Origin of the sequence: Peptoclostridium acidaminophilum DSM 3953, from assembly GCF_000597865.1 — a bacterium.
In the GTDB taxonomy this organism is placed as follows: Bacteria; Bacillota; Clostridia; order Peptostreptococcales; family Peptostreptococcaceae; genus Peptoclostridium_A; species Peptoclostridium_A acidaminophilum.
The window spans coordinates 717,188-736,725 of record NZ_CP007452.1 but is presented as its reverse complement, the minus strand read 5'-3'; the positions used below and the strand labels follow the sequence as shown (position 1 = coordinate 736,725).

Below are 19,538 nucleotides of genomic sequence, written 5' to 3'. Positions count from 1 at the left end.
CTGTTTACATACTTTAATAATAAAGGAACATTGTGGCATAAAAATGGCATGGAAATGTAATTTTACGTACAATCTTGTGTGTATCTTTCTCCAATAATAATACTTATGCCCTTTGTACAGTAAAGCTGAAAGTGGCACCTTTTCCGTATTCACTAGAAACCCAAATCTCTTCACCCAGTCCACTGATTATCTCTTTTGCGATTGACAACCCGAGTCCGCTTCCACCATTATTGCCAGCATTATCTTCTTTATAAAATCTATCAAAAATATAGGGTAATCCTGACTTTTCAATACCAATACCATTGTCCGAAACTGAGAACTTAATATGCTTACGATGAATCTCTGCATCTACTACAATAATGCCATCCTCATGTATGAACTTTATTGCATTATCTATTAAAATGTTAAATATCTGCAAGAGTCTCTCTCTACTTGTATAGATATCCGGCAAATTCATCGCCGTTTCAGTTACTTTAAAAGCAATGTCAATATCTCCAATAATCACAGAATACTTTTCATATAAATCCCGCATAAATGCGCCGCCATTAATGTTTTTCTTCTCGTAGGCTGTCCTTCCGCTTTGAAGCCTGGACAGTTCCAGCATATCCGAAATCAGCCTCTGCAAATTCCGGCTTTCCTTTAAAATAATTCCATAATATTTAGCTTTTGTTTCCTCGTCTTGTATTACATTGTCTGCCAGTGTTTCAGTCAGTGCTCTAATGGAGGCAATGGGTGATTTAAGCTCATGGCTGACATTGGCAATGTAATCTCTACGGGTTTGTTCAAGTTGCTTTATTTCTTTCAGGTGAAGGTTTAAAAACATTCCAATCAGTGATACTCCTAGTATAAGGGTCACAGAAAATATGAGGTAAAATCCATTCAGTATGGCATTGAAATCACTTGCTGGTTTTAATAGGAAAACAGCGCCAGCGACTTCCCTATTCTTAACAATCGGTGCACCTATCACAATAGATTCCACCGAATCATTTCCGATTCTCTCCAAAATTGCGACTTTGTTCCCTGCAATAACCTCTGGAATATGGTTAACCAAGCTTTTATAAATCACATCTTCCGGGATTTCAAGGCCTTTGCGCACCTTATCGTTGAATATATTCATCTCTGCGCCATAGACATCATATGCCTTTAAAATAAAATCCGTATTTTTGGGGATTGTTGAATTGCCGCTACCTATCTCTCCTGCGATATACATGAGTCGCGGCAACATCTCCTTGATTTTGTAGTTTATAAAGAATTCCTTAATAACAAACGTCCCCATTAATTGACCTAGAATATATAAAAAGATAATAGCCATGAATATAATCTTTTTATTAGAAAACAGCCTTCTCATGGATGGACCTCCAGTTTATATCCAACACCGTATATCGCTTTGATTTCAAAGCCTTTATCTGAAGCTGGGAACTTTTGACGCAATCTTTTTACAAGTGTATCCACCGCTCTTGTATCTCCAAAATAATCGTAGCCCCAGACTCTGTTTAATATCTGTTCCCGCGTAAGCACCTTATTTCTGTTTTGGGCTAAATATATAAGAGTTTCTGTTTCTTTTGGAGTTAATTTTAGTTTTTTGTCACTCACTTTAACTTCATATCCTTCAACATCAATAGTCATTTCACCAATAACAATACACCGCTGCGAAATCTGCGATGCATTTTGAGGCTTAAGTCTCTTTAATATAGTTCGTACGCGTACAACAACCTCACGAGGTGAAAATGGCTTTGTAATGTAGTCATCCGCACCAAGCTCAAGCCCGAGTATGCGATCAAATTCTTCACCTCTTGCGCTGAGCATGATGATCGGGATATCACTCGTTTTGCGAATTTCCCTACATACATCAGTTCCAAACATTTTAGGCATCATGATATCAAGGATAATAACGTCAAAATGCCCGTTCGTGATTTTGTCCAAGGCTTCTGCACCGTCAAAAACCGAAACACATTCCATATTTTCATCCTTAAAGTAAGCAGAAAGGCTTTCATGTACAGCAATATTGTCATCGCATATAAGAATCTTTAACTTATTCTCCATAAACAACACTCCTCACCTTTCACAGTGCCTGTCAACTTTCCTTATTACTTCTATATTAATCATATCCTCAAATCAAATATTCTACAATATTTACTCCCTTTACCCATAGTGGTTGAATGCTAAAAAAGCACCTACCCTTTTAGATAGATGCTTTCGATAATTTTACGTATGATCACTTCGCTAAATACCACAACGACTTCCGCCGTAGAATGCTGCCAATCTCACTTCGCTATATTCCGTTACGACTTCCGCCGTAGAATGCTGCCAATCTCACTTCGCTATATTCCGTTACGACTTCCGCCGTAGAATGCTGCCAATCTCACTTCGCTTCGCTCGTGCTCTTGGGCATTCCTGACATGAGTCGTACATCTGCTTCTTCAGTCGCTTTACTCCTTCACAAGCAGTGTTACGACTTCACAATGCGGGGTATGCGGGAACATGTCTACAGGCATTACCTTTTCTAGTTTGTAGCCTGCTGATTGCAGCTGTTGTATATTTTCCGCCAGTGTCTTCGGATTGCAGGAGATGTATACTATATCCCTTGCTCCGAAGGTTATTATATCAGCTATTGCCTTTTGTGTGGCTCCCATTCTAGGAGGGTCTATTACTATGATATCGGGCTTTTCCTCCAGCTCTCTTACCTTCTCGCCTACGTCTCCTGCTATGAAGTTGCAGTTGGTTATCTCGTTTAGCCTGGCGTTCTCGTTTGCGGCGTCTACAGCCTCTTCAACAAGCTCTATGCCTATTACCTTAGCGGCTTCCTTGGAGAGTATCTGGCCAATTGTGCCTGTTCCGCTGTAGAGGTCAAATATTGTCCTGCCCTTTGATTCTCCTGCGAATTCTCTGGCTATGGAATAAAGCTTTTCCGCGCCCTTTGTGTTTGTCTGGAAGAATGAAAAAGGCGATATCTTGAACCTGAGGCCCAGAATCTCTTCAAATATGTGGTCTCTGCCGTGGAGCACCTTGAGCTCCTCGCACTTAACTGCGTCCGCAAGGTTGTCGTTTACTGTGTTTAGTATGCTCACTATGCTGGACTCTAGTTCAAGCGAAAGTAGCAATTCTACATATCCCGAAAGGTCCAGTTCCATTTGCGAGGATGTAACCAGGTTTATCATGAGCTCGCCCGTGTTTTCACCCTTTCTTATTATGAAGTGCCTGAGATAGCCTTCGTGGGACTTCTTGTTGTAGTGTGGTATTCCAAGGCTCTTGAAGTACTCAAGCGTGGCTGAGAGTATCTTGTTAAAGTCCTCGCTGACTATCATGCACTTGTCTACTGTTACTATGTCAAACGACCTTCCCTTTTTATGCATTCCAAGCATTGTGGGGCCATCTTTTTCATTGTCTCCGAAGGTGTATTCCATCTTGTTCCTGTAGGCGTATTCAGACGGGCTTGACTCTATAGGAAGCGCCTCAAAACCGGAGATGCCGGCTTCCTCAAAGAGGCTGTAAACCATCTCTTCCTTTAGCCTGGCCTGCTTGGAGTACGGCAACGAAAGATACATGCAGCCGCCGCAGTCCCCAAAATGAGGGCATGTAGGCGCTGTCTCAAGCGGTGATTTTTCTATAACACCTAATATGCTGGCCTCGGCCTTGTTCTTTCTCGCTTTCTTGACTCTTGCGCTGACTCTTTGGCCTGTTATTCCGCCCTTAAGCTCCACTTTTCTGTCTTCTGATATGGCGTAGGACCTTCCCCCAAACTCCATGCCCTCTATTTTAAGCTCTACTATGTCTTTTCTCTTCACTTATTTTCCTCCCGGCTGTTAATAGCAAATATGCCGCCCGAACGGGCGGCAGTTTCTGTAATCTGAATTGTTATGCTAAACTCTATATGAATCTTTTCTTCCTTAACTCCTTGATGTCTTCTATCGAGGACTTCCCCTTGCTCTCAAGGAAATCTATGAGCTTGTCTACGCTTGTATTTATTATCTGCTCCTTTGGCATTCCTATATCCATCAGGAGTTTGCCTGCGTACTCGAAATTGCCCACGTCGAATGCTATGTGGCAGTCAGAGCCCAGCACTACCATGTTTCCGTTTTCCTTGGCAAGCCTTGCTATAAGACCGCAGTTCTCTTTGCTGCCCTTCCTTGATGGACCAAATGAGCTATTATTTATCTCGATGAGAACGTTGTTCGTCTTGGCGGCCTTTACAATCTTCTCCTCGTCTATTGGAAACATTGGGTTTCCTATGTGTCCCACTATGTCAACATTCCTGTTCTCCATGGCCTTAATAACTGCATTTGTGTTTTCATCCCTGGTTCCAGGATCTATGCATATATGGTGAAGGCTTGCTATTACGATATCAAGTTCCTTAAGGTCGGCATCCCTCATATCAAGCTCGCCCTCGTAGTCCATTATGTTGGCCTCAACACCTCTAAGAACTATCACGCCGTCTATTATTCTTGGTATTACCCTTTGGTTTTTTATGTGGTAAAGATGCGGCGCTCCCGGCATCTCCGGGGCGTGGTCTGTAAGGGCAAACAGCTTTATGCCCTTCTTAGCTGCTTCCCTGGCTATGTCGTGAACTGTGCTGTAGGCATGGCCGCTAGCTATGGTGTGGCAGTGAACATCGAATATAAAGTCCTTCATAATAATCACATCTCCTCTTCAAGCATAAGCAGTTCTTCTCCTGTCAGCTCCCTGTACTCCCCAAGCTCGAGCGATTCGTCCAGCCTGAGGTTTCCCATGGAAAGCCTCTTGAGGTATGTCACTTTCTTGCCTACGGCTTCAAACATCCTCTTCACCTGGTGAAACTTGCCCTCGTATATAGTAAGCTCTATTCTCGAAGTCTCTCCGCTTTCAAGTATTTCAAGCTGCGAGGGCAGAGTCTTGTAACCGTCTTCTAACTCTACTCCCTCTGAGAAGACCTCTATGTCTTCGCCTGTGACCTCGCCGTCTACTAGTGCAAAATACCTCTTCTTTACGTGTTTTTTTGGCGAGAGCACTCTGTGCGCCAGAGCTCCATCGTTTGTGAGCACTAGCAGCCCTTCCGTGTCCTTGTCAAGCCTGCCTACAGGAAAAGGCTCGAACACAAGGTATTCCACAGCTATCAAATCAAGCACCGTCTTGTCCCTGTTGTCGAATGTGGCGCTGACATATCCGTCCGGCTTATTGAGCATGAGGTATATGAATTCCCTGTACTCTATCCGCTCTCCGTTATACTCCACGATGTCCTTTTCTGGATCCACGTGCCTTGCCGGATCCTTTTCAAGCTCACCGTTGACCTTGACGAGTCTGGCCTTGAGCGCCACCTTTATATCCTTCCTGCTTCCGTATCCGAGGTTCGAAAGCAGCTTGTCGAGTCTCATTCCCTTTGCCATTAAAAATGTTCTCCGTTCTCGTAATACTTTTCCTTCTCAAACACTTTGAAAGCCAGGTCCAGACTTTCTATGCCGAGTCCTTTCATAAGCACGTCAGTAATCGTCCTGGCCACCTCGTCCTGGATCTGCTGGCCCCTGTCGAACCATGCAACCTCCACGAAGGGATACGGCTGCTCTATGATGCCGTTTGTGACCTTGACCGAGCTTATGCATTCTATTTCAAAATAGTCCCTGGGGCAGCCCACTGTCTGAGTCAGCCTGTCTATCAGCTTCTGGCTCACCTTGCATACCTCTTCCGGCTGTATTCCTCTTATAATTATTTGCGGCATGATGTCGCCTCCCGTTCTTGTCATCTATGTTTTTTTATATTAGCCTATGCGTTATACTCTATATCGATATTTATAAGCCTGCATGCTGTTTGCAAATACTATTATACTTTAAATCAAACCCAGTTTACAACCATTACAGTTTTTCCCTGCAATGCCTGCTAATAATCTGTTATTTGCTGAATGCAAAAGGCTCTAAAATGGTATATAATATATGTGGCTATTAAGTGTCACATTCTGAGCTATTCTTATTGAATAAACTATATTAATTACATATAAAGGGAGGATTTACAAAATGCCATTAGTCAATACCGCGGAAATGTTCAAGAAAGCCTATGAAGGCAAGTATGCCATAGGAGCCTTCAACGTCAACAACATGGAAATAATCCAGGGCATTGTGGCAGCTGCAAATGAGGAGAAATCTCCGCTCATACTCCAGGTTTCTGCAGGTGCAAGAAAATACGCCAATCCAATATACCTTAGAAAGCTAGTTGAAGCTGCAATCGAAGACACTAACCTTCCTATAGCGCTTCACCTTGACCATGGCGAGAGCTTTGAAATATGCAAGCAGTGCATAGACGACGGCTTTTCTTCTGTAATGTTCGACGGCTCCGCTCTTCCTTTCGAGGAGAACATAAGAATAACAAGACAAGTTGTCGAGTACGCGCACGCCAAGGGAGTTTCAGTCGAGGCCGAGCTTGGAAAGCTTGCCGGCGTTGAGGATGACGTACAGGTAAAGGCAGAAGACGCCACTTACACAGATCCTGACCAGGCTGTAGAGTTCGTTGAGAGAACTGGCGTTGACTCGCTTGCAATAGCCATAGGCACAAGCCACGGCGCTTACAAGTTCAAGGGCGAACCAAAGCTTGACTTCCCAAGGCTTGAAAAAATAAGCAATCTGCTTCCTGGATATCCGCTTGTGCTTCACGGAGCTTCTTCAGTACTTGAAGAGTATGTGGCTATGTGCAACGCTTTCGGCGGAAACATACCTGGCGCAAAGGGCGTTCCTGAAGACATGCTTGCTCAGGCTTCAAAGCTTGGGGTGTGCAAGATAAACGTAGATACTGACCTTAGGCTTGCTATGACTGCGGCCATAAGAAAGTGCCTTGCAGAAAATCCAAACGAGTTCGACCCAAGAAAGTATCTTGGACCCGGAAGAGATGCAATAAAGCAGGTTGTGCAGCACAAGATAAAGAACGTGTTCAACTGCTCAAACAGAATATAAGCGCGCAGTGCTGCCATAAAAAAAGAGTGCCCATTCGGGCACTCTTTGCTTTTTGCTTTATTTAGTTGAAGTATTTTGAAGAGCCCTGGAGCTGCCTTTTTGCAACCACCCTTGTAAGATCCGCCTGCTGCTTTCTCGGTGAGTCCATGAACGATATGACAAGGACAAACTTCACATCAGTTATGGTCTCGTCCACGTCGTATATTTCTGCGCTCACTCTTATTTTTTCGAATCTGTATTCTTCCCTCAGGTCGTGCTCTATATCCAGGCACATGTCAGCTATATATATCTTTATGTCGTTGAATACCACCTGGAAGTATTCGGCATCCATGCCGAACTCCTCGTAGAATTCCTCGTCCGGATCCTCGATATTGAATATGGTCTCATCAAGCTTGCAGTCGAACACCATTATGTTCTTCTGGCTTATAGAATTGGATATGTCGTTTACATATTCAAAATCCGCACTTTCCCTTAGATCCTGCTCTATGTCCATGCTTTTTAAAACCGTTTTGCCGTTGTTCTTGTTCATAAAAGATACCTTTATCATTTATACCCTCCTGTTCTACTGCCCCGCCATCATATCCACAAGTCCCTTAATTTCATTCCAGCTGTGCACTCTTGTAACCTTGTTCATACTAAGTTCCTTATTGTAGTTGGTGTCTACAAGCAGTACGTTTATGCCGTTTTCAGCAAGCTGCTGCGCGTTCTCGGGATTGTCCTCTAGGAACACGTCGCAGCACAGCTCTTTGGCCGCATCCACCTTGTAGTGGCTTCCAAGGGAATACAGTCTCGCCGGTGGAAGCTGGTTGAGCTGTATCCATTCGAGAGTGGTACTTTCCATCTCCTTGTACCTGGCTGTCACAAAATACATATTGTGAGTTTTATACATCTCCCAAAGTATGTCCCTTGCGTCGGGCTGGACTGTGGCTTCAAGGTGCATCCTTCTGCCCTCTTCCATGTAGAACTTTGTCATTTCATCGCGTGTAACTTCGTATACTATATCAAGCCTGTGATGCGAAAAATCCGTCGGCTTTATTTTCTTGTCGAAATAATTGTTGAAATACTCCAGATAGCAGTACGGGTCTGTGATGGTTCCGTCTATGTCAACGCAGATATTGAGCCTTTTCATACTTTACCCCTCACCCCTTTTTCTCTATATTATTATTGTATACTTTTTCCTAAAATGCAACAACTATTAAATCAAATTTAAAAGGAGCTGATATTTTTGGATTTTATGGAAAAATACATAGCCGAGCTCGAATCAAGCGGCCGAGTTAGTCTCAAGATAAAAGTAACACCAAAGATGTCCAAAACAGAGTTTAAAAAGGAGCTCTCCGACGGAACGCTCAAGCTCAATATAAAGTCGGCACCCGAAAAGGGAAAGGGCAACAAGGAAATCATGGGATACCTTGCCGCCCTCTTTAGCGTGTCTGAAAGCTGCATCACAATCCTAACGGGCGAGACTTCACCGCAAAAGACTGTAATCATTCGAAAAAACTAGTATATGAGCTTTTCTAGTGTCGGTTCTACTCTGAGCATTTCTTTGAGCGCCGTGTAGCTCTCCATGGCCTGATGGTTTGTATCCTCTTTCTTCACAGCCCTTATCATGAGGTTCTTTGGCGTATCAAGCGGCGAGATATACTCAATCGCCGACACCTCGTAGCCGTGACCTTCAAGCAGCAGAGCCCTTAGGCCGTCTGTTATGAGGTCAGCCATCCTTGCCTTAAACACGCCATGCTTTAGTATTGGCGCAAACGCTTCAAAGGAATACTGCTCCAGAAGCTCCTTGTGACAGCACGGCACTGCTATTATAGCGCCGGCCCCGGCCCTCACGCCAAGAGCTATCGCCATGTCGGTTGCAATGTCGCATGCATGCAAACTTATTACCATGTCTACGGTGCGGTCTGCGCTGTATGACACAAGATCCTCCGTTACGAACTCCATGTTTTTATAACCGAGATTTTCGGCCATCTTCCTCGATGCTTCTATTACGCTCTCCGAGTTGTCTATGCCTATGAAATGACAGTTCTTCTTGAGCACGTCCTTGATGTAGAAGTTGAGCACAAAACTCAGGTACGACTTGCCGCATGCGCAGTCTATTATGTTTATTGTTTCCTTGTGCTCGAAACTCTTTATTATGTCGTCTACGAGTTCCACGAAATGGTCTATCTGGTTGTATTTTCTTATTTTGTCGTTTTTAATCTTACCTTCCTGGGTAAGTATGCCTATCTCCTTTAGAAGCTTTGAGGCCGGGCCTACCTTCACTCTGTATTCCCTGTTTCCAAGCATCGACTGCGCCTGCTTTTTTGCTACGGCATCCTCGTCCTCTATGTTGTCGGCATACCTTATGTTGACAGCCTTGCTGTCGCCCTCTATCAGGATTATTGTGCCCCGCTCCACATACTCAATGCCCAGCGCGTCGTAATCGGCGGCCTCCCTGAGTATGAGCCTGCAAATGCCTTCAAAGTCAAGGCTGTCCTTCCTGCCCTTGTATGAAAGCTGGAATACGTCCCCCTTTTGAACCGCTGTGGCTGGGAACTCCTTCCTGCCGGATTTGAACATTATGTTCATGCCTATGAAAAAATCCCTGTTGTCCTGGCTCCTTTGCCTCAGTCCCATGAGCAAAAGGGCAAGCTTGTCTATGTTTTGCTTCTTCATCATAATCCTCCCAGATTACAAAATCTTTACCAGCTTAAAGCCTGTATAGTCACACGCTGTAAATATGTATTCGACTCCCTTTCGCTCTCCCTGGAGGGCTCCCTTGAAGGCCTCCCTGCCATGCAGGTGACCGTAGACCACCTTTTCGACTTTAAATTCCTCGTAGAGCCTTGTAAATCCAGACTCATCCTGTCTGTCATTAGTTGGAGGGTAGTGAGTTGCAACAATGAGCTTCTTGTAACCCGCCGCCCTGGCGCTCTCGAGTGCAATCCTTAGCCTGTTGATTTCACGATTATATATCTTTTCATCGCTCGCTGTGAAATAGTAATCATTCGGGCAAAGCCAGCCTCTGCTGCCGCACACGGCATAGTCCTCATATGCAGCAAAGCTGTTTTGTATGAATATCATGCCCTCAAAAAGCCTGTTGAGCTTGCTTAGCGTTGTCCACCAGTAATCGTGATTTCCTTTTATTATTATTTTTCTCCCCGGAAGCATGCTTATGTCTTCCAGGTCATGGATGGCCTCTTCCATATTTATGGCCCAGGAGGTGTCGCCTGCGATTATGACTGTGTCTTCATCGCCTACAGATGCTCTCCAGCTTTCAATAATATTCTCTCTGTGCTCTATCCATTCATCTCCAAATATGTCCATGGGCTTGTCTACAGCCATTCCAAAATGAAGGTCTCCTATAGCATAAAGTGCCATAAAATCACCCGCCTTATAAAATTTCCATATGCTCGTTAAATCTAAAATGCTCCTATAAAAGGAGCATCTTCTATATTGTCTTTCTTAATTTTTCTATTGCCGTTTCTAGCTCTCTCTTGAAGAGGAACATCCTGTCTATATCTTCAAAACTGCTTATATTGTCGAATCTTTCCTGAAAAGACACTGCCTCCTGTATGAATCCCATGCTGTTTAGCTCTTGTATGTTGTCTAGTATATCCTTTATGGCAATTGATTTCATCTCAAACATAACCTGAGCCCTCACCACCACATCCCTTATCTCGCTCATTTCCTGGTCCAGCAGGAATGCGGCGTCGCCTGCCCTGCTTAGCCTTGCCGCAAGGTCAGATGGTATGTCGTGGTCGTATTTGTATTTTAGCGAATGCTCTATTGTGGCCCAAAAATTCATTGCAAGAGTTCTTATTTGTATCTCCGCCATTATGTTTTTGAGGCCCTTTGCAGTCTGGAAGGGATACTTTATTATCACATGGTAGCTTCTGTAGCCGCTTGCCTTGTAGTTTGTTATGTAGTCCTTTTCGTAGAGAACCTCCATATCCTGCCTGCTTTTTATCAGACTGACTACAGTATATATGTCTTCGACAAACTGGCACATTATCCTTATGCCTGCTATGTCCTCTATTTTCTCCTCGACTTCATCAATGCTTATGTCTAGTTTTTCTGCCTTTGTTATTATGGATGAAATTTTCTTGACCCGTCCGGTCACAAATTCAATCGGCGAATATTCTCCGTTGGCCTTCAGCTCTTTTCTTATGTTCTTGAATTTGCCCTTGAGCTCCTCAACCGCGAATTCGTAAGGGGTAAGAATAATCTTCCATTCCCTAAGTTCCATTTCCATTACGCCTCCTTTAAAAAAACACACAGGAACATTTTATCACTAAACCCCGATATTTTGTATTATTTTTTATAGTAATAGAGCATCCCGGCTTCGAGCTCGTAATCTATTTCGCCATGATCCGCAAGGTATGACACTATGGAGGCCACTGTCGAGCTTGTGAAGTAGTACTGCTTGTAGCCTGCCTCAATGCCGTTGTACTCAATTATGTCGGCGATCAGCTGCTCCCTGGTTCTTGGACCGGTCAAGAACTCCCTCGCCTGGTCTATATACTCATTTATGGCCTGTGTGTTGCGCTTTAGCGTCTCTTCGGCCTCGTCCCGCTCAAGTACGGGCTTTTCATGTCCCATGACCATGTATTCGAAATCCAGTTCACGAAGCCTTTGCAGGGAATCAAGTTGTGCGCCTATGTCATGCAGGAACGGTATACTGTACTTTTCGAGTATGCTGATGTTGAATACGGCATCTCCTATATAGAGCACCTTGTCCTCCGTCATTATTCCCATCTGACCGGGACTGTGCCCGCTTATTTCATGCATGAAAAATTTCTTGTCGCCAAGCTTTACCGTGCCGCTCTCAAGCACGTTGTCCACCCTTATATCCGCTCCCTTTTGGCTGAAGCTCTCCTCGAGGAAGCTATTGGATTTTCCGCCGTATATATAACCCGAAAAAATCTCCGGATTTTCTATTATAAGCTTCGCCTTTGCCGATGAATACGAAACCGCCCCTGTGAAATGGTTCATTATAACCTTTGCGGCTCCATGATGGTCATAGTGCTCATGTGTGAACACTATGTGCCTTGGCCTTATACCCTCGTCTTCGCAGTACCTTATTATCCTGTTTCCCCTTGAATTTGTAAGTCCGGGATCTATTAAAAGCGCAGACTTGTCCTTGAAAAGGTATACTCCTGTGTTTGTCCCCCCGCGTATGACGTAGCTGTGTCCGCTTATTTTCTCCATGTTCAAAACAGTTACCTCCCGATGTTTTCTAATGCTTTAATTATAAACCAAAGCGTTGATTTATGGTATAATACGATTGTCAGCGGGTATTAAAAGGGTCGCAACAAAAATAGAATTATTCGGGAAGGTGTATATATTGAACAGATATACTAAAGTCATAGGCCTAAGAGGCCATTATTTCTTAAAGGAATTCGACAAGAGCAAGAAGAACAAACTCCAGATAAGGAAGGTTGCTGATTTCACCGTAAGGAAATTCTTCCTCGAAGGCAAGTGTGATGTGCTCATATACTTTGAGGAAACAGAAAAGGAAGTTCTTGTAACTCCAGACAGCAGTCCCGAGCTCATAAAGCAGTATCTTGGGGAAGACTTTTTATAATGCTGGAATTTAAACAGGCCTCGCGCTGCAGCTTTTTTAAGCTCAGCTCGAGGCCTTTGTGTTTCTGCCGCAATCTACTCCCACCTTCGAAGCGCCTTGCCGTTTAGGTAGTCGCAGAATTTGCCCTGGTATATGTCGTTTGAGTCCATGTACCTCTCTATCATGTCCTTTATCTTCCACCAGGACGTATTCCAGTTGCAAAAGAGTGTGTCCTCCTCCGGAGCCCTTCCGACAAGCCTCTCTATGACTACGTCCCTCGAGAGGTACCCCATAAAAATGGCCGCCCTTTTCACATATTCATCAAGACTTGAAATCTGAAGCTCTCCACGTTCGTACTCGAGCGCCATCTGGCTGCACTTTGTAATGTAGAGCGAGTGGAGCTTTACTCCGTCAACGCCGAGCGCCGATATTATCTTTGCCGTCTCTATGACATCGAGCATGTCATCCCCGGGAAGATTGAGTATCACGTGGGCGCAAGACTCGAATCCGAATTTTTTTATCCTGATTGCGGCGTCAATAAATTCAGCGAGTGTATGCCCTCGGTTTATGGATTTAAGTGTATGGTAGTTGACTGTCTGGAGCCCGAGCTCTATTGATATTGCTACGCCTTTTTGCTCTATCTCCTTCATTATCTGAAGATACTCATCGCTTATGGCATCCGGCCTTGTTGATATGGCTATTTCAACTACATTCTCAAGCAAGGCCTCCTCCAGATAGCTCCTGAAAGTCTCTTTGTCCGCATATGTGTTGGTGTAGTTTTGAAAATATGCTATAAACTTTCTTGCCTTGTATTTGCCGCCTATATATTCCATGTTGCTCAGCAGCTGGTCCTTTATGCTGACGCTGCTTTCGAAAGCTTCGAATCCGGCTCCAACCTCCGCGCAGAATGTGCAGCCGCCCTCGCCCACCTGGCCGTCCCTGTTGGGACATGTAAGCGGCAGGTTGACAGGGAGTCTGTATACCTTTTCGCCGTATTTTCCAACAAGGTAGTCGGAATATGCATTATATCTTCTGTTCATTTTCTGAAATTCACCCCGTGAGCTTTATTTGAATTTTGTGTTCATGTAAACTCCGCCTATTATAAGAGCTGCAGCCGCGACCTTAATAACGCTTATGGCCTCGCCCAATATAAAAAATGCAAGTACCATAGAAAACGCCGGCACCAGGTTGACATATAGCGATGTCCTGCTTGGGCCCATTTTCTTTATGGACATTTGCTGTATCAGGTATCCTCCCACAGACGGGAAAATGGCCATGTAAAATACAGACGTCCAACCGCCAATTGTAGTGTCTGGAAGAAACTTCATCGGGCTCTCAAATGGCAGGAAGGGCAGGAGCAGGATTGTGCACACCAGAAATGCATATGAAGTCACCTTGATGGGGCTGTACTTGGCAAGAGCCTTTTTTGAAATTATAGCATATGCAGCCCAGCACACAACTGCCACAAGCATAAGCAAGTCGCCTATGTTAAGCCTCATGTCAGAAAAAAATCCAATGCTGCCGTTTGTAACTATAAGCACCACGCCCGACAGAGAAACCATTATGGCTATGATATTAACAATTCTTATTTTCTCCTTCAGAAAAATCACCGAAAGTATTGTCGTGACCAGAGGGTTGATAGCACCTATGAGCGCAGCATTTACAGGCGATGTGTATTTTAGTGCCATGAAAAACAGTATGTGGTAGCCGATCATACCTATTACTCCGAGCGCTATGAATGTGGGCAGGTCCTCCCTCTTTATGCGAATGTCCCTTTCCTTTATGGCCAGTATCACAAATATTATAGCGCTTGCAATCATGAATCTAAAGAAAGTAAGCGATACAGGGGGGAACTCCCTTACAGAAAGCTTGCCTGCTATGAATGCACCGGCCCAGAAAAGCGCCGCCATGACCATGAGTATTTTTATTGCCCCATTTTCTGGATTTAGAACTTCGTTTTCAGCGTTTGTTTTTTCCATGTGCGCCTCCTTTTTTCTTATTGACATAACCATTATACACCAACGCAAAAAACGCCGCAGTGAATATTTTGCGGCGCCCCTTTGTTAATTAATCTTCCACGCGGGTTTTCATAATATTTGCATCAAGCTCGGCAATCTCCCTTGAAATCCTGCCGTTGAGCCTTGAATAAATCTGGTCTCTGAATCTCATTCCCAGATCATTTCTTGTCCTGATGTTGTCTTCGATGACTTCCGACCAGTGAATATGCTTTCTCTTGAAGTACAGGTCGTAGTCGACTATCCTTATGCCGTCCTTTGAATATTCAAGCCCCATGAGCACCTTCTTTATATACTCCGGATCATGGAAAGAGAAAAAGCGCAGCCTGTACACTCCGACTGCCATGAACATCCTTGGATAATCCTTTGTCCACGCCTCCCCGAGCACAAGTCCAAGCTCGAGATTTTCAAGGACTTTTATGAGCTTCTCGTAATGATAGTCGTATGCGCTGTATCTGTCATATATTCTTATCTCCATTTCATACCAATCCATCTTTTCAAGGCCTTCGTTCAGATATTTCAGAGCCTCTATGCGGAATTTTTTGCTGAGCGCAAGATAGTCCCTGTCAATCAATAGTCCATCCCCATACAGGTCGCTCAGGCACATCTTCTGGTTTAACGGTTTTGTGGTAAACATTACTACATTTCCCTTGTTCTTGAATTCAAGCAGCAAGTCGAGAACCTTAAGGCGCTTCGCTTCAAACTCCTCGCTTATTTTTTCAACTACCTTCTCAACGTTTCCAAATACCCTCATTATCATTATTCTGGGGCCGGAAAATACGTTTTTTATCATCTCGCTCTTTTTTTCATTGATGATAGCTCTCAGTATAGTGCCTGTATCGCAGGCCGTTACAAGTATTAGATCCTCTATGTCGCAAGAGTCATTTTGCGATGCCTTGTTCGTAAGCAATATTAGTGAGAACCCTTCTTCCGTGCTTTCAAAAGCCTCATTTAGCTCGTGTTGTTTTGCCGCAAAGCCGTCTTCCAGGAATTTTTTCAGCTCTTCTATATATTCCGTTTCGAATACGAGTATCCTTGGTCCTTCCCTAACTATCGAAAGCATATATTCCCTCCCGTCTATAATCCAAGCTTGCCCTTCTTCATTCTCCAATCGTCAACTACGTATGGATATGGCAGCTTGTATATCTGTCTGCTCTTTATTGTCATAATATTTATGCTCGATATGCCGTTGAGATAAACCTTGTCATCTATCATTTGAGTTTTAAGTTCAAGACTGTGGCCGAACATGAAGTGTTTTGCATCCCCTTCATACTCCATTATTCTCTTTGGATAGTGACTTATTGCTATCTTTATCCCCTCAATTTCTATTGTGTCCATGTCCTCTGTTATTACACACTTTGTACATAGACCCTTGACCGCATTAATGCTGTCATGATTCCCCATGGAAATGAATATCTTCTCTGCGCTTGAGCCTTCCATTATTTCAAGCAATGTCTTAACCCTCAAGGCGTATCTGCCTTCTGACGCCGAAAGAAACTGAAGCTTGATATTGTCCACAAGGTCGCCCGTGTGAACAATATACTTGGGTTTAAGCACCGTCACCAGTTTTTTTACGTCCTGGAAGAAATTTGTGGTTGTATCCGAAATATGGAGTATTATGTCTTCATCCAGTTCTTTCAGATATTGCGGGATATAAACGAATCCCAGGTACCTGTAAAACTTCGTCATGAACATGCTCACATTATCTTCTCCAATCCTTCAAATGCCAAAAATCCCCATATGTACGGGGATTTTTGTATTTAATTCGAAAAATATTCTTTTATTCCTTTCAAAAGGGCATTTGCAAGCCTTTGCCTGTATTCGTCAGTCCTAAGCAGTGCTTCCTCATTAGAGTTTGATATGAAACCCAGCTCCACAAGCGATGCCGTCATCTTCGTCTGGTTGAGCACTACAAGCTTTGGTCTTTCTACAATTCCCCTGTTTGCCGTTTTCATCTCAGCTATTAGCATATCCTGCAGCGTTCTGGCAAGTCCCTTGCCGTCTGTCGAAGGCTTAATATTTGAAATGCTTGCTGCGCCCGATGAAACATCATACAGGTTGACCTCCCCCGAAGAGCTGGTTGTCGGAGGATAGTAGAGCGTCTCTATTCCCGAAACGCTTCTTGTTGTACTTGCGTTTATATGTATGCTCAGGAATACATCGGCTCCCGCTTCATTCGCAATTGCGGCTCTTCTGTAGAGCTCCACAAAAGTGTCGTCTTCCCTTGTCATTATCGTATTGTAGCCTTCAGCCTCTAGAAGCTTCTGGAGCTTGCCTGCAATGTCCAGCACTATCTCCTTTTCGGTGACCTTTGTGTCTATTCCTACTGCGCCCGGATCCTTGCCTCCATGCCCCGCATCTATAACTATAAGAGGCTTGGTGCTTCTTTCCTTGGTTAATACCACTTCTATAGCAGTGCTTGAGCTTCTTATGTCATACTTTGCTCCATCACTCAAATACGCGTTAACATATGTATACCCTGAAGAAGTCTTTGAAACTGTTACCTTCTTGAGATATGTGTCGTTTATCGCAGCCTGCATATCTTCGTTTTTGAAATACTTTGAGTCGAACTTCAGGGCCAGTTTCCCGTCGCTTTTCGAATATTCGCTCCCAAGCAGCTTGACTGTGCTGTCTAGTGCTACCTTCAGCTTTGTCGAGGCTGCGCCCGCGCTGTATGTAAGCGCAAATACGCCCGGCAGCTTGGTTGATGTGAGTTGAATACCTCCGGAGGTCTGCGCCACCTTGATGTCTCCTGTTTTTATTCCACTTGCAAGCGTATAGACCACCCTTGTCTTGTTTTCAGCCTCGTAGTAGTAAGTCTTTATATCGCTGACATAGCTGCCATCCAGCGGTTTTTGAACATCGTTTTCAGGCTTTGCTCCAAACACGTCGAATACCACTCTCTCGGGCGAGCTGAGCACAAGCTTGTTAAAGCTGATACCACCATCTACAGACAACGTATAGACATCGCCTGTACTTGCCTTTGCAGCTCCAATTTTCAGCGTCTTTGTTGTCACCGGAGTTTCTGCAGGCGCTTGCGGCGTCTGCACGGCTGCCTTTTGTTCAAAGCTTATCACAATGCCGTCGCTTGCAGTATTTATTTTATAGCTTGAGCCTTCGTTCAAATCAAATACCACTCTTGAAACCATAGGATCCGTGGCAAACTGCGATGCCCTTATTTGCGAAACCGCCCCGCTGCTTATGCTTGTTGAATAGTCCTTCATGCCAAACTTTGTGTTCTGAAGATCTACAACAAGTCTTTCAGGTCCAGCCAGAACATAATCCTTAAATTCAGGCTTTGCCGATGTGACAATCTTAGCTTCGTTGCCGCTCCATTTTATACTGCTAAGGCTTATACTTCTATCGGCTGAGCCAAAGTCAATCAGGCTCCCCGGGCTCTTTACGGCTACTGTCCTTGTAGCCGAATTCCAATCCACGCTGGCTCCTAATTCCTCAAGTACGAACCTTGCCGGAACCATTGTCCTTCCCTTATCCTTGTATGTAACTATCTTCGCCGGCACATTGTCCGGAAGCTTCTTTTTGACTCCGTTTACATATACGTCCGAACTGTCTATCTTGAGCTTTATTGTCTTATATTCCCTTTCTATGACGACCTCGGATGTCTTCTGGTTCCATGTCACATTGCAGCCTATTCCCTCTGATACGGCCCTTACAGGCAGCAACGTCCTGTCGTTTAGTATTATAGGCGGAACGTCGGCATTTACAGCCTTCCCGTCAATGCTCAGATCCACCACGTATGCACTCTGAAGCTTTTCATCTATTATGAATTTTTCCGTCCTCTCGCCTACGGCAAAAGCCATTCCGGTTAAGCACAGTGTATATATAACAATTGTGGATATAAACCATAAAAGGTTCTTTCTCACAACAGCACCTCCATCCCATGTTTTTTCCTTCTTACCTCAAGAATATACCCCGTAAAAACATGGTGTCAACAAAACTGCACCTATTGTAAAGCCATTGTAACATAATTAACAGTTATTTCAATACCTTGTACAATTCGTCACTTTCGGGCGATTCTATTTCCAATTCCATGCCGCCCTCGACAATTACCCGCCTGTCACCTTCCTCGAGCCAGCCTATTATACAAGATTCTATGCCTGCGTTTGTCAGCTCGCCGCATATTTTTTCACTGTCTTCTTCGTCTGCTAGTATTAGCATTGAACCGCTCGACATGAGCTTAAGCGGATCTATGCCAAAGTGGCTGCAAACAAGATCCGTAACAGGACTTACTGGCACTTTATCCTTCAAGAGCCTGACCCCAAGCTTGCTCAGCACGCTTATCTCCCAGACTCCCCCGAGCACGCCACCCTCTGTAACATCGTGCATAAGCTTGGCGCCGTTTTCTCCGCCTATCACTCCTTCCCTTACAACACTCAGCTTCTCAAGGAACAACTTGCCCTGCTCCACAATGTCGCTTCCCAGAGCCTGCTTTAGCTCATCCTCCTTGTCATAGCATATTATCCCTGTGCCTTCTATGCCTGATCCCTTTGTTAGTATTAAAAAATCTCCGGGAGCTGGTTTTTTGGCGTTTTCCAGCTTGGATTTCAACTTCTTGCCTATGCCCGTTGCAGATATTACTACTCTATTTACAGCATCTGTAACCTCGGTATGGCCCCCTAGTATGTCTACATTTATCTTGTCCGCCTCACAGATTATATCATTCATTATATTCTCAACGTCTGCTTCAGTGGTTCCAGGAGGAAGCATTATTGTGAGCATTATGCCAAGAGGCGCCACTCCGTCTGCTGCTATGTCGTTGCATGTTATATGTACCACGAGCTTTCCTATGTTTGTTGCCGTACCCGTTATGGGGTCGGTGCTAAGTACACACAGCTGCTCTCCGTAGTCGACAACGGCGCAGTCTCTTCCAATGCCTGGTCTTACAAGCACTTCCTCCCTTTTATTCTTAAGCTTTTGAAAAATCATATCTTCAAGCTGCTCTGATCTAAGTTTGCCTATTTGCAATTCAAATTCCTCCCAGATGTTCAAATTCTCATATATCCATTATAAACTAGTTGAGCCAAATATGGCCACCTGGATTTT

21 protein-coding genes are annotated in these 19,538 nt (G+C 44.3%); 3 read left to right on the top strand and 18 right to left on the bottom strand.

All coding sequences use genetic code 11. The features are described from left to right. Window positions 1–103 precede the first annotated feature (103 nt). From EAL2_RS03740 to EAL2_RS03715, 6 genes are all read right to left on the bottom strand, one after another. On the bottom strand, window positions 104–1,348 hold the full coding sequence (locus tag EAL2_RS03740) for a sensor histidine kinase (RefSeq protein WP_025435080.1): 1,245 nt from the start codon (window positions 1,346–1,348) through the stop codon (window positions 104–106). Further along, window positions 1,345–2,043 carry a response regulator transcription factor gene (locus EAL2_RS03735; RefSeq protein ID WP_025435079.1) on the bottom strand — a complete coding sequence of 233 codons (699 nt, stop codon included), beginning with the start codon at window positions 2,041–2,043 and terminating at the stop codon, window positions 1,345–1,347. Before EAL2_RS03735 ends, EAL2_RS03740 begins: the two co-directional genes overlap by 4 nt. A 386-nt stretch (window positions 2,044–2,429) precedes the next feature. Next, complete coding sequence (gene rlmD, locus EAL2_RS03730) at window positions 2,430–3,785, bottom strand: 23S rRNA (uracil(1939)-C(5))-methyltransferase RlmD (RefSeq protein WP_025435078.1); 1,356 nt, start codon at window positions 3,783–3,785, stop codon at window positions 2,430–2,432. 82 nt (window positions 3,786–3,867) lie between these two features. Further along, window positions 3,868–4,629 (bottom strand): phosphatase, encoded by a 762-nt coding sequence (locus EAL2_RS03725; protein WP_025435077.1) that lies wholly within the window; start codon window positions 4,627–4,629, stop codon window positions 3,868–3,870. A 5-nt stretch (window positions 4,630–4,634) separates the two neighbouring features. After that, complete coding sequence (locus EAL2_RS03720; protein ID WP_025435076.1) at window positions 4,635–5,360, bottom strand: pseudouridine synthase; 726 nt, start codon at window positions 5,358–5,360, stop codon at window positions 4,635–4,637. Continuing rightward, window positions 5,360–5,689, bottom strand: coding sequence for a DUF1904 domain-containing protein (locus tag EAL2_RS03715; protein ID WP_025435075.1), 330 nt, complete (start codon window positions 5,687–5,689; stop codon window positions 5,360–5,362). Before EAL2_RS03715 ends, EAL2_RS03720 begins: the two co-directional genes overlap by 1 nt. A 292-nt stretch (window positions 5,690–5,981) precedes the next feature. Here EAL2_RS03715 and fba point away from each other — a divergent pair, with 292 nt between their 5' ends. Further along, window positions 5,982–6,911: a class II fructose-1,6-bisphosphate aldolase gene (fba, locus tag EAL2_RS03710; protein WP_025435074.1), complete on the top strand. Its 930-nt coding sequence runs from the start codon at window positions 5,982–5,984 to the stop codon at window positions 6,909–6,911. Between the two features lie 61 nt (window positions 6,912–6,972). On the opposite strand, the gene EAL2_RS03705 is transcribed toward fba, so the two are convergent. Together EAL2_RS03705 and EAL2_RS03700 are read right to left on the bottom strand one after the other, a co-directional pair. Continuing rightward, window positions 6,973–7,458, bottom strand: coding sequence for a hypothetical protein (locus EAL2_RS03705; protein ID WP_025435073.1), 486 nt, complete (start codon window positions 7,456–7,458; stop codon window positions 6,973–6,975). Window positions 7,459–7,473: 15 nt separating this feature from the next. Continuing rightward, complete coding sequence (locus tag EAL2_RS03700) at window positions 7,474–8,040, bottom strand: 5' nucleotidase, NT5C type (protein ID WP_038601707.1); 567 nt, start codon at window positions 8,038–8,040, stop codon at window positions 7,474–7,476. A gap of 105 nt (window positions 8,041–8,145) precedes the next feature. Between EAL2_RS03700 and EAL2_RS03695 the strand changes: the two genes are divergently transcribed. After that, entirely contained in the window at window positions 8,146–8,412 is a 267-nt protein-coding gene (locus tag EAL2_RS03695) for a DUF167 domain-containing protein (RefSeq protein WP_070810861.1), read from the top strand. Here EAL2_RS03695 and EAL2_RS03690 read toward each other — a convergent pair. The 4 genes from EAL2_RS03690 to EAL2_RS03675 all read right to left on the bottom strand — a co-directional run bounded on the left by EAL2_RS03690 (window position 8,409) and on the right by EAL2_RS03675 (window position 12,104). Beyond that, the gene (locus EAL2_RS03690; protein ID WP_025435071.1) at window positions 8,409–9,569 is read right to left on the bottom strand and encodes a class I SAM-dependent methyltransferase; all 1,161 of its coding nucleotides are present in this window, start codon (window positions 9,567–9,569) and stop codon (window positions 8,409–8,411) included. The two genes, EAL2_RS03695 and EAL2_RS03690, sit on opposite strands and share 4 nt — an antisense overlap. Before the next feature lie 15 nt (window positions 9,570–9,584). Continuing rightward, entirely contained in the window at window positions 9,585–10,274 is a 690-nt protein-coding gene (locus EAL2_RS03685; protein WP_025435070.1) for a metallophosphoesterase, read from the bottom strand. A gap of 70 nt (window positions 10,275–10,344) precedes the next feature. Continuing rightward, window positions 10,345–11,142: a GTP pyrophosphokinase gene (locus EAL2_RS03680; protein ID WP_025435069.1), complete on the bottom strand. Its 798-nt coding sequence runs from the start codon at window positions 11,140–11,142 to the stop codon at window positions 10,345–10,347. A 65-nt stretch (window positions 11,143–11,207) separates the two neighbouring features. Beyond that, window positions 11,208–12,104, bottom strand: coding sequence for an MBL fold metallo-hydrolase (locus EAL2_RS03675; protein WP_242842504.1), 897 nt, complete (start codon window positions 12,102–12,104; stop codon window positions 11,208–11,210). A gap of 127 nt (window positions 12,105–12,231) precedes the next feature. On the opposite strand from EAL2_RS03675, the gene EAL2_RS03670 reads away from it, so the two are divergent. Further along, window positions 12,232–12,480 carry a hypothetical protein gene (locus EAL2_RS03670; protein WP_322787239.1) on the top strand — a complete coding sequence of 83 codons (249 nt, stop codon included), beginning with the start codon at window positions 12,232–12,234 and terminating at the stop codon, window positions 12,478–12,480. Window positions 12,481–12,554: 74 nt separating this feature from the next. Here the strand turns inward: EAL2_RS03670 and EAL2_RS03665 are convergent, their stop codons facing one another. The 6 genes from EAL2_RS03665 to EAL2_RS03640 all read right to left on the bottom strand — a co-directional run bounded on the left by EAL2_RS03665 (window position 12,555) and on the right by EAL2_RS03640 (window position 19,460). Further along, window positions 12,555–13,499 (bottom strand): TIGR01212 family radical SAM protein, encoded by a 945-nt coding sequence (locus EAL2_RS03665; protein WP_025435066.1) that lies wholly within the window; start codon window positions 13,497–13,499, stop codon window positions 12,555–12,557. 24 nt (window positions 13,500–13,523) lie between these two features. Then, entirely contained in the window at window positions 13,524–14,438 is a 915-nt protein-coding gene (locus EAL2_RS03660) for a DMT family transporter (RefSeq protein WP_025435065.1), read from the bottom strand. A gap of 88 nt (window positions 14,439–14,526) precedes the next feature. Beyond that, entirely contained in the window at window positions 14,527–15,537 is a 1,011-nt protein-coding gene (locus tag EAL2_RS03655; RefSeq protein ID WP_025435064.1) for a hypothetical protein, read from the bottom strand. Between the two features lie 14 nt (window positions 15,538–15,551). After that, on the bottom strand, window positions 15,552–16,169 hold the full coding sequence (locus EAL2_RS03650; protein ID WP_242842503.1) for a metallophosphoesterase: 618 nt from the start codon (window positions 16,167–16,169) through the stop codon (window positions 15,552–15,554). A 65-nt stretch (window positions 16,170–16,234) separates the two neighbouring features. After that, entirely contained in the window at window positions 16,235–18,358 is a 2,124-nt protein-coding gene (locus tag EAL2_RS03645; RefSeq protein WP_025435062.1) for an N-acetylmuramoyl-L-alanine amidase, read from the bottom strand. A gap of 112 nt (window positions 18,359–18,470) precedes the next feature. Next, window positions 18,471–19,460 carry an AIR synthase family protein gene (locus EAL2_RS03640; protein WP_025435061.1) on the bottom strand — a complete coding sequence of 330 codons (990 nt, stop codon included), beginning with the start codon at window positions 19,458–19,460 and terminating at the stop codon, window positions 18,471–18,473. Between the last annotated feature and the right edge of the window lie 78 nt (window positions 19,461–19,538).

Coding starts and splice junctions, on each gene's coding strand:
- EAL2_RS03740 (WP_025435080.1), bottom strand. CDS start 1,348: ATGAGAAGGCTGTTTTCTAATAAAAAGATTATATTCATGGCTATTATC.
- EAL2_RS03735 (WP_025435079.1), bottom strand. CDS start 2,043: ATGGAGAATAAGTTAAAGATTCTTATATGCGATGACAATATTGCTGTA.
- EAL2_RS03725 (WP_025435077.1), bottom strand. CDS start 4,629: ATGAAGGACTTTATATTCGATGTTCACTGCCACACCATAGCTAGCGGC.
- EAL2_RS03720 (WP_025435076.1), bottom strand. CDS start 5,360: ATGGCAAAGGGAATGAGACTCGACAAGCTGCTTTCGAACCTCGGATAC.
- EAL2_RS03715 (WP_025435075.1), bottom strand. CDS start 5,689: ATGCCGCAAATAATTATAAGAGGAATACAGCCGGAAGAGGTATGCAAG.
- fba (WP_025435074.1), top strand. CDS start 5,982: ATGCCATTAGTCAATACCGCGGAAATGTTCAAGAAAGCCTATGAAGGC.
- EAL2_RS03705 (WP_025435073.1), bottom strand. CDS start 7,458: ATGATAAAGGTATCTTTTATGAACAAGAACAACGGCAAAACGGTTTTA.
- EAL2_RS03700 (WP_038601707.1), bottom strand. CDS start 8,040: ATGAAAAGGCTCAATATCTGCGTTGACATAGACGGAACCATCACAGAC.
- EAL2_RS03695 (WP_070810861.1), top strand. CDS start 8,146: ATGGAAAAATACATAGCCGAGCTCGAATCAAGCGGCCGAGTTAGTCTC.
- EAL2_RS03690 (WP_025435071.1), bottom strand. CDS start 9,569: ATGAAGAAGCAAAACATAGACAAGCTTGCCCTTTTGCTCATGGGACTG.
- EAL2_RS03685 (WP_025435070.1), bottom strand. CDS start 10,274: ATGGCACTTTATGCTATAGGAGACCTTCATTTTGGAATGGCTGTAGAC.
- EAL2_RS03680 (WP_025435069.1), bottom strand. CDS start 11,142: ATGGAACTTAGGGAATGGAAGATTATTCTTACCCCTTACGAATTCGCG.
- EAL2_RS03675 (WP_242842504.1), bottom strand. CDS start 12,104: ATGGAGAAAATAAGCGGACACAGCTACGTCATACGCGGGGGGACAAAC.
- EAL2_RS03665 (WP_025435066.1), bottom strand. CDS start 13,499: ATGAACAGAAGATATAATGCATATTCCGACTACCTTGTTGGAAAATAC.
- EAL2_RS03660 (WP_025435065.1), bottom strand. CDS start 14,438: ATGGAAAAAACAAACGCTGAAAACGAAGTTCTAAATCCAGAAAATGGG.
- EAL2_RS03655 (WP_025435064.1), bottom strand. CDS start 15,537: ATGCTTTCGATAGTTAGGGAAGGACCAAGGATACTCGTATTCGAAACG.
- EAL2_RS03650 (WP_242842503.1), bottom strand. CDS start 16,169: ATGTTCATGACGAAGTTTTACAGGTACCTGGGATTCGTTTATATCCCG.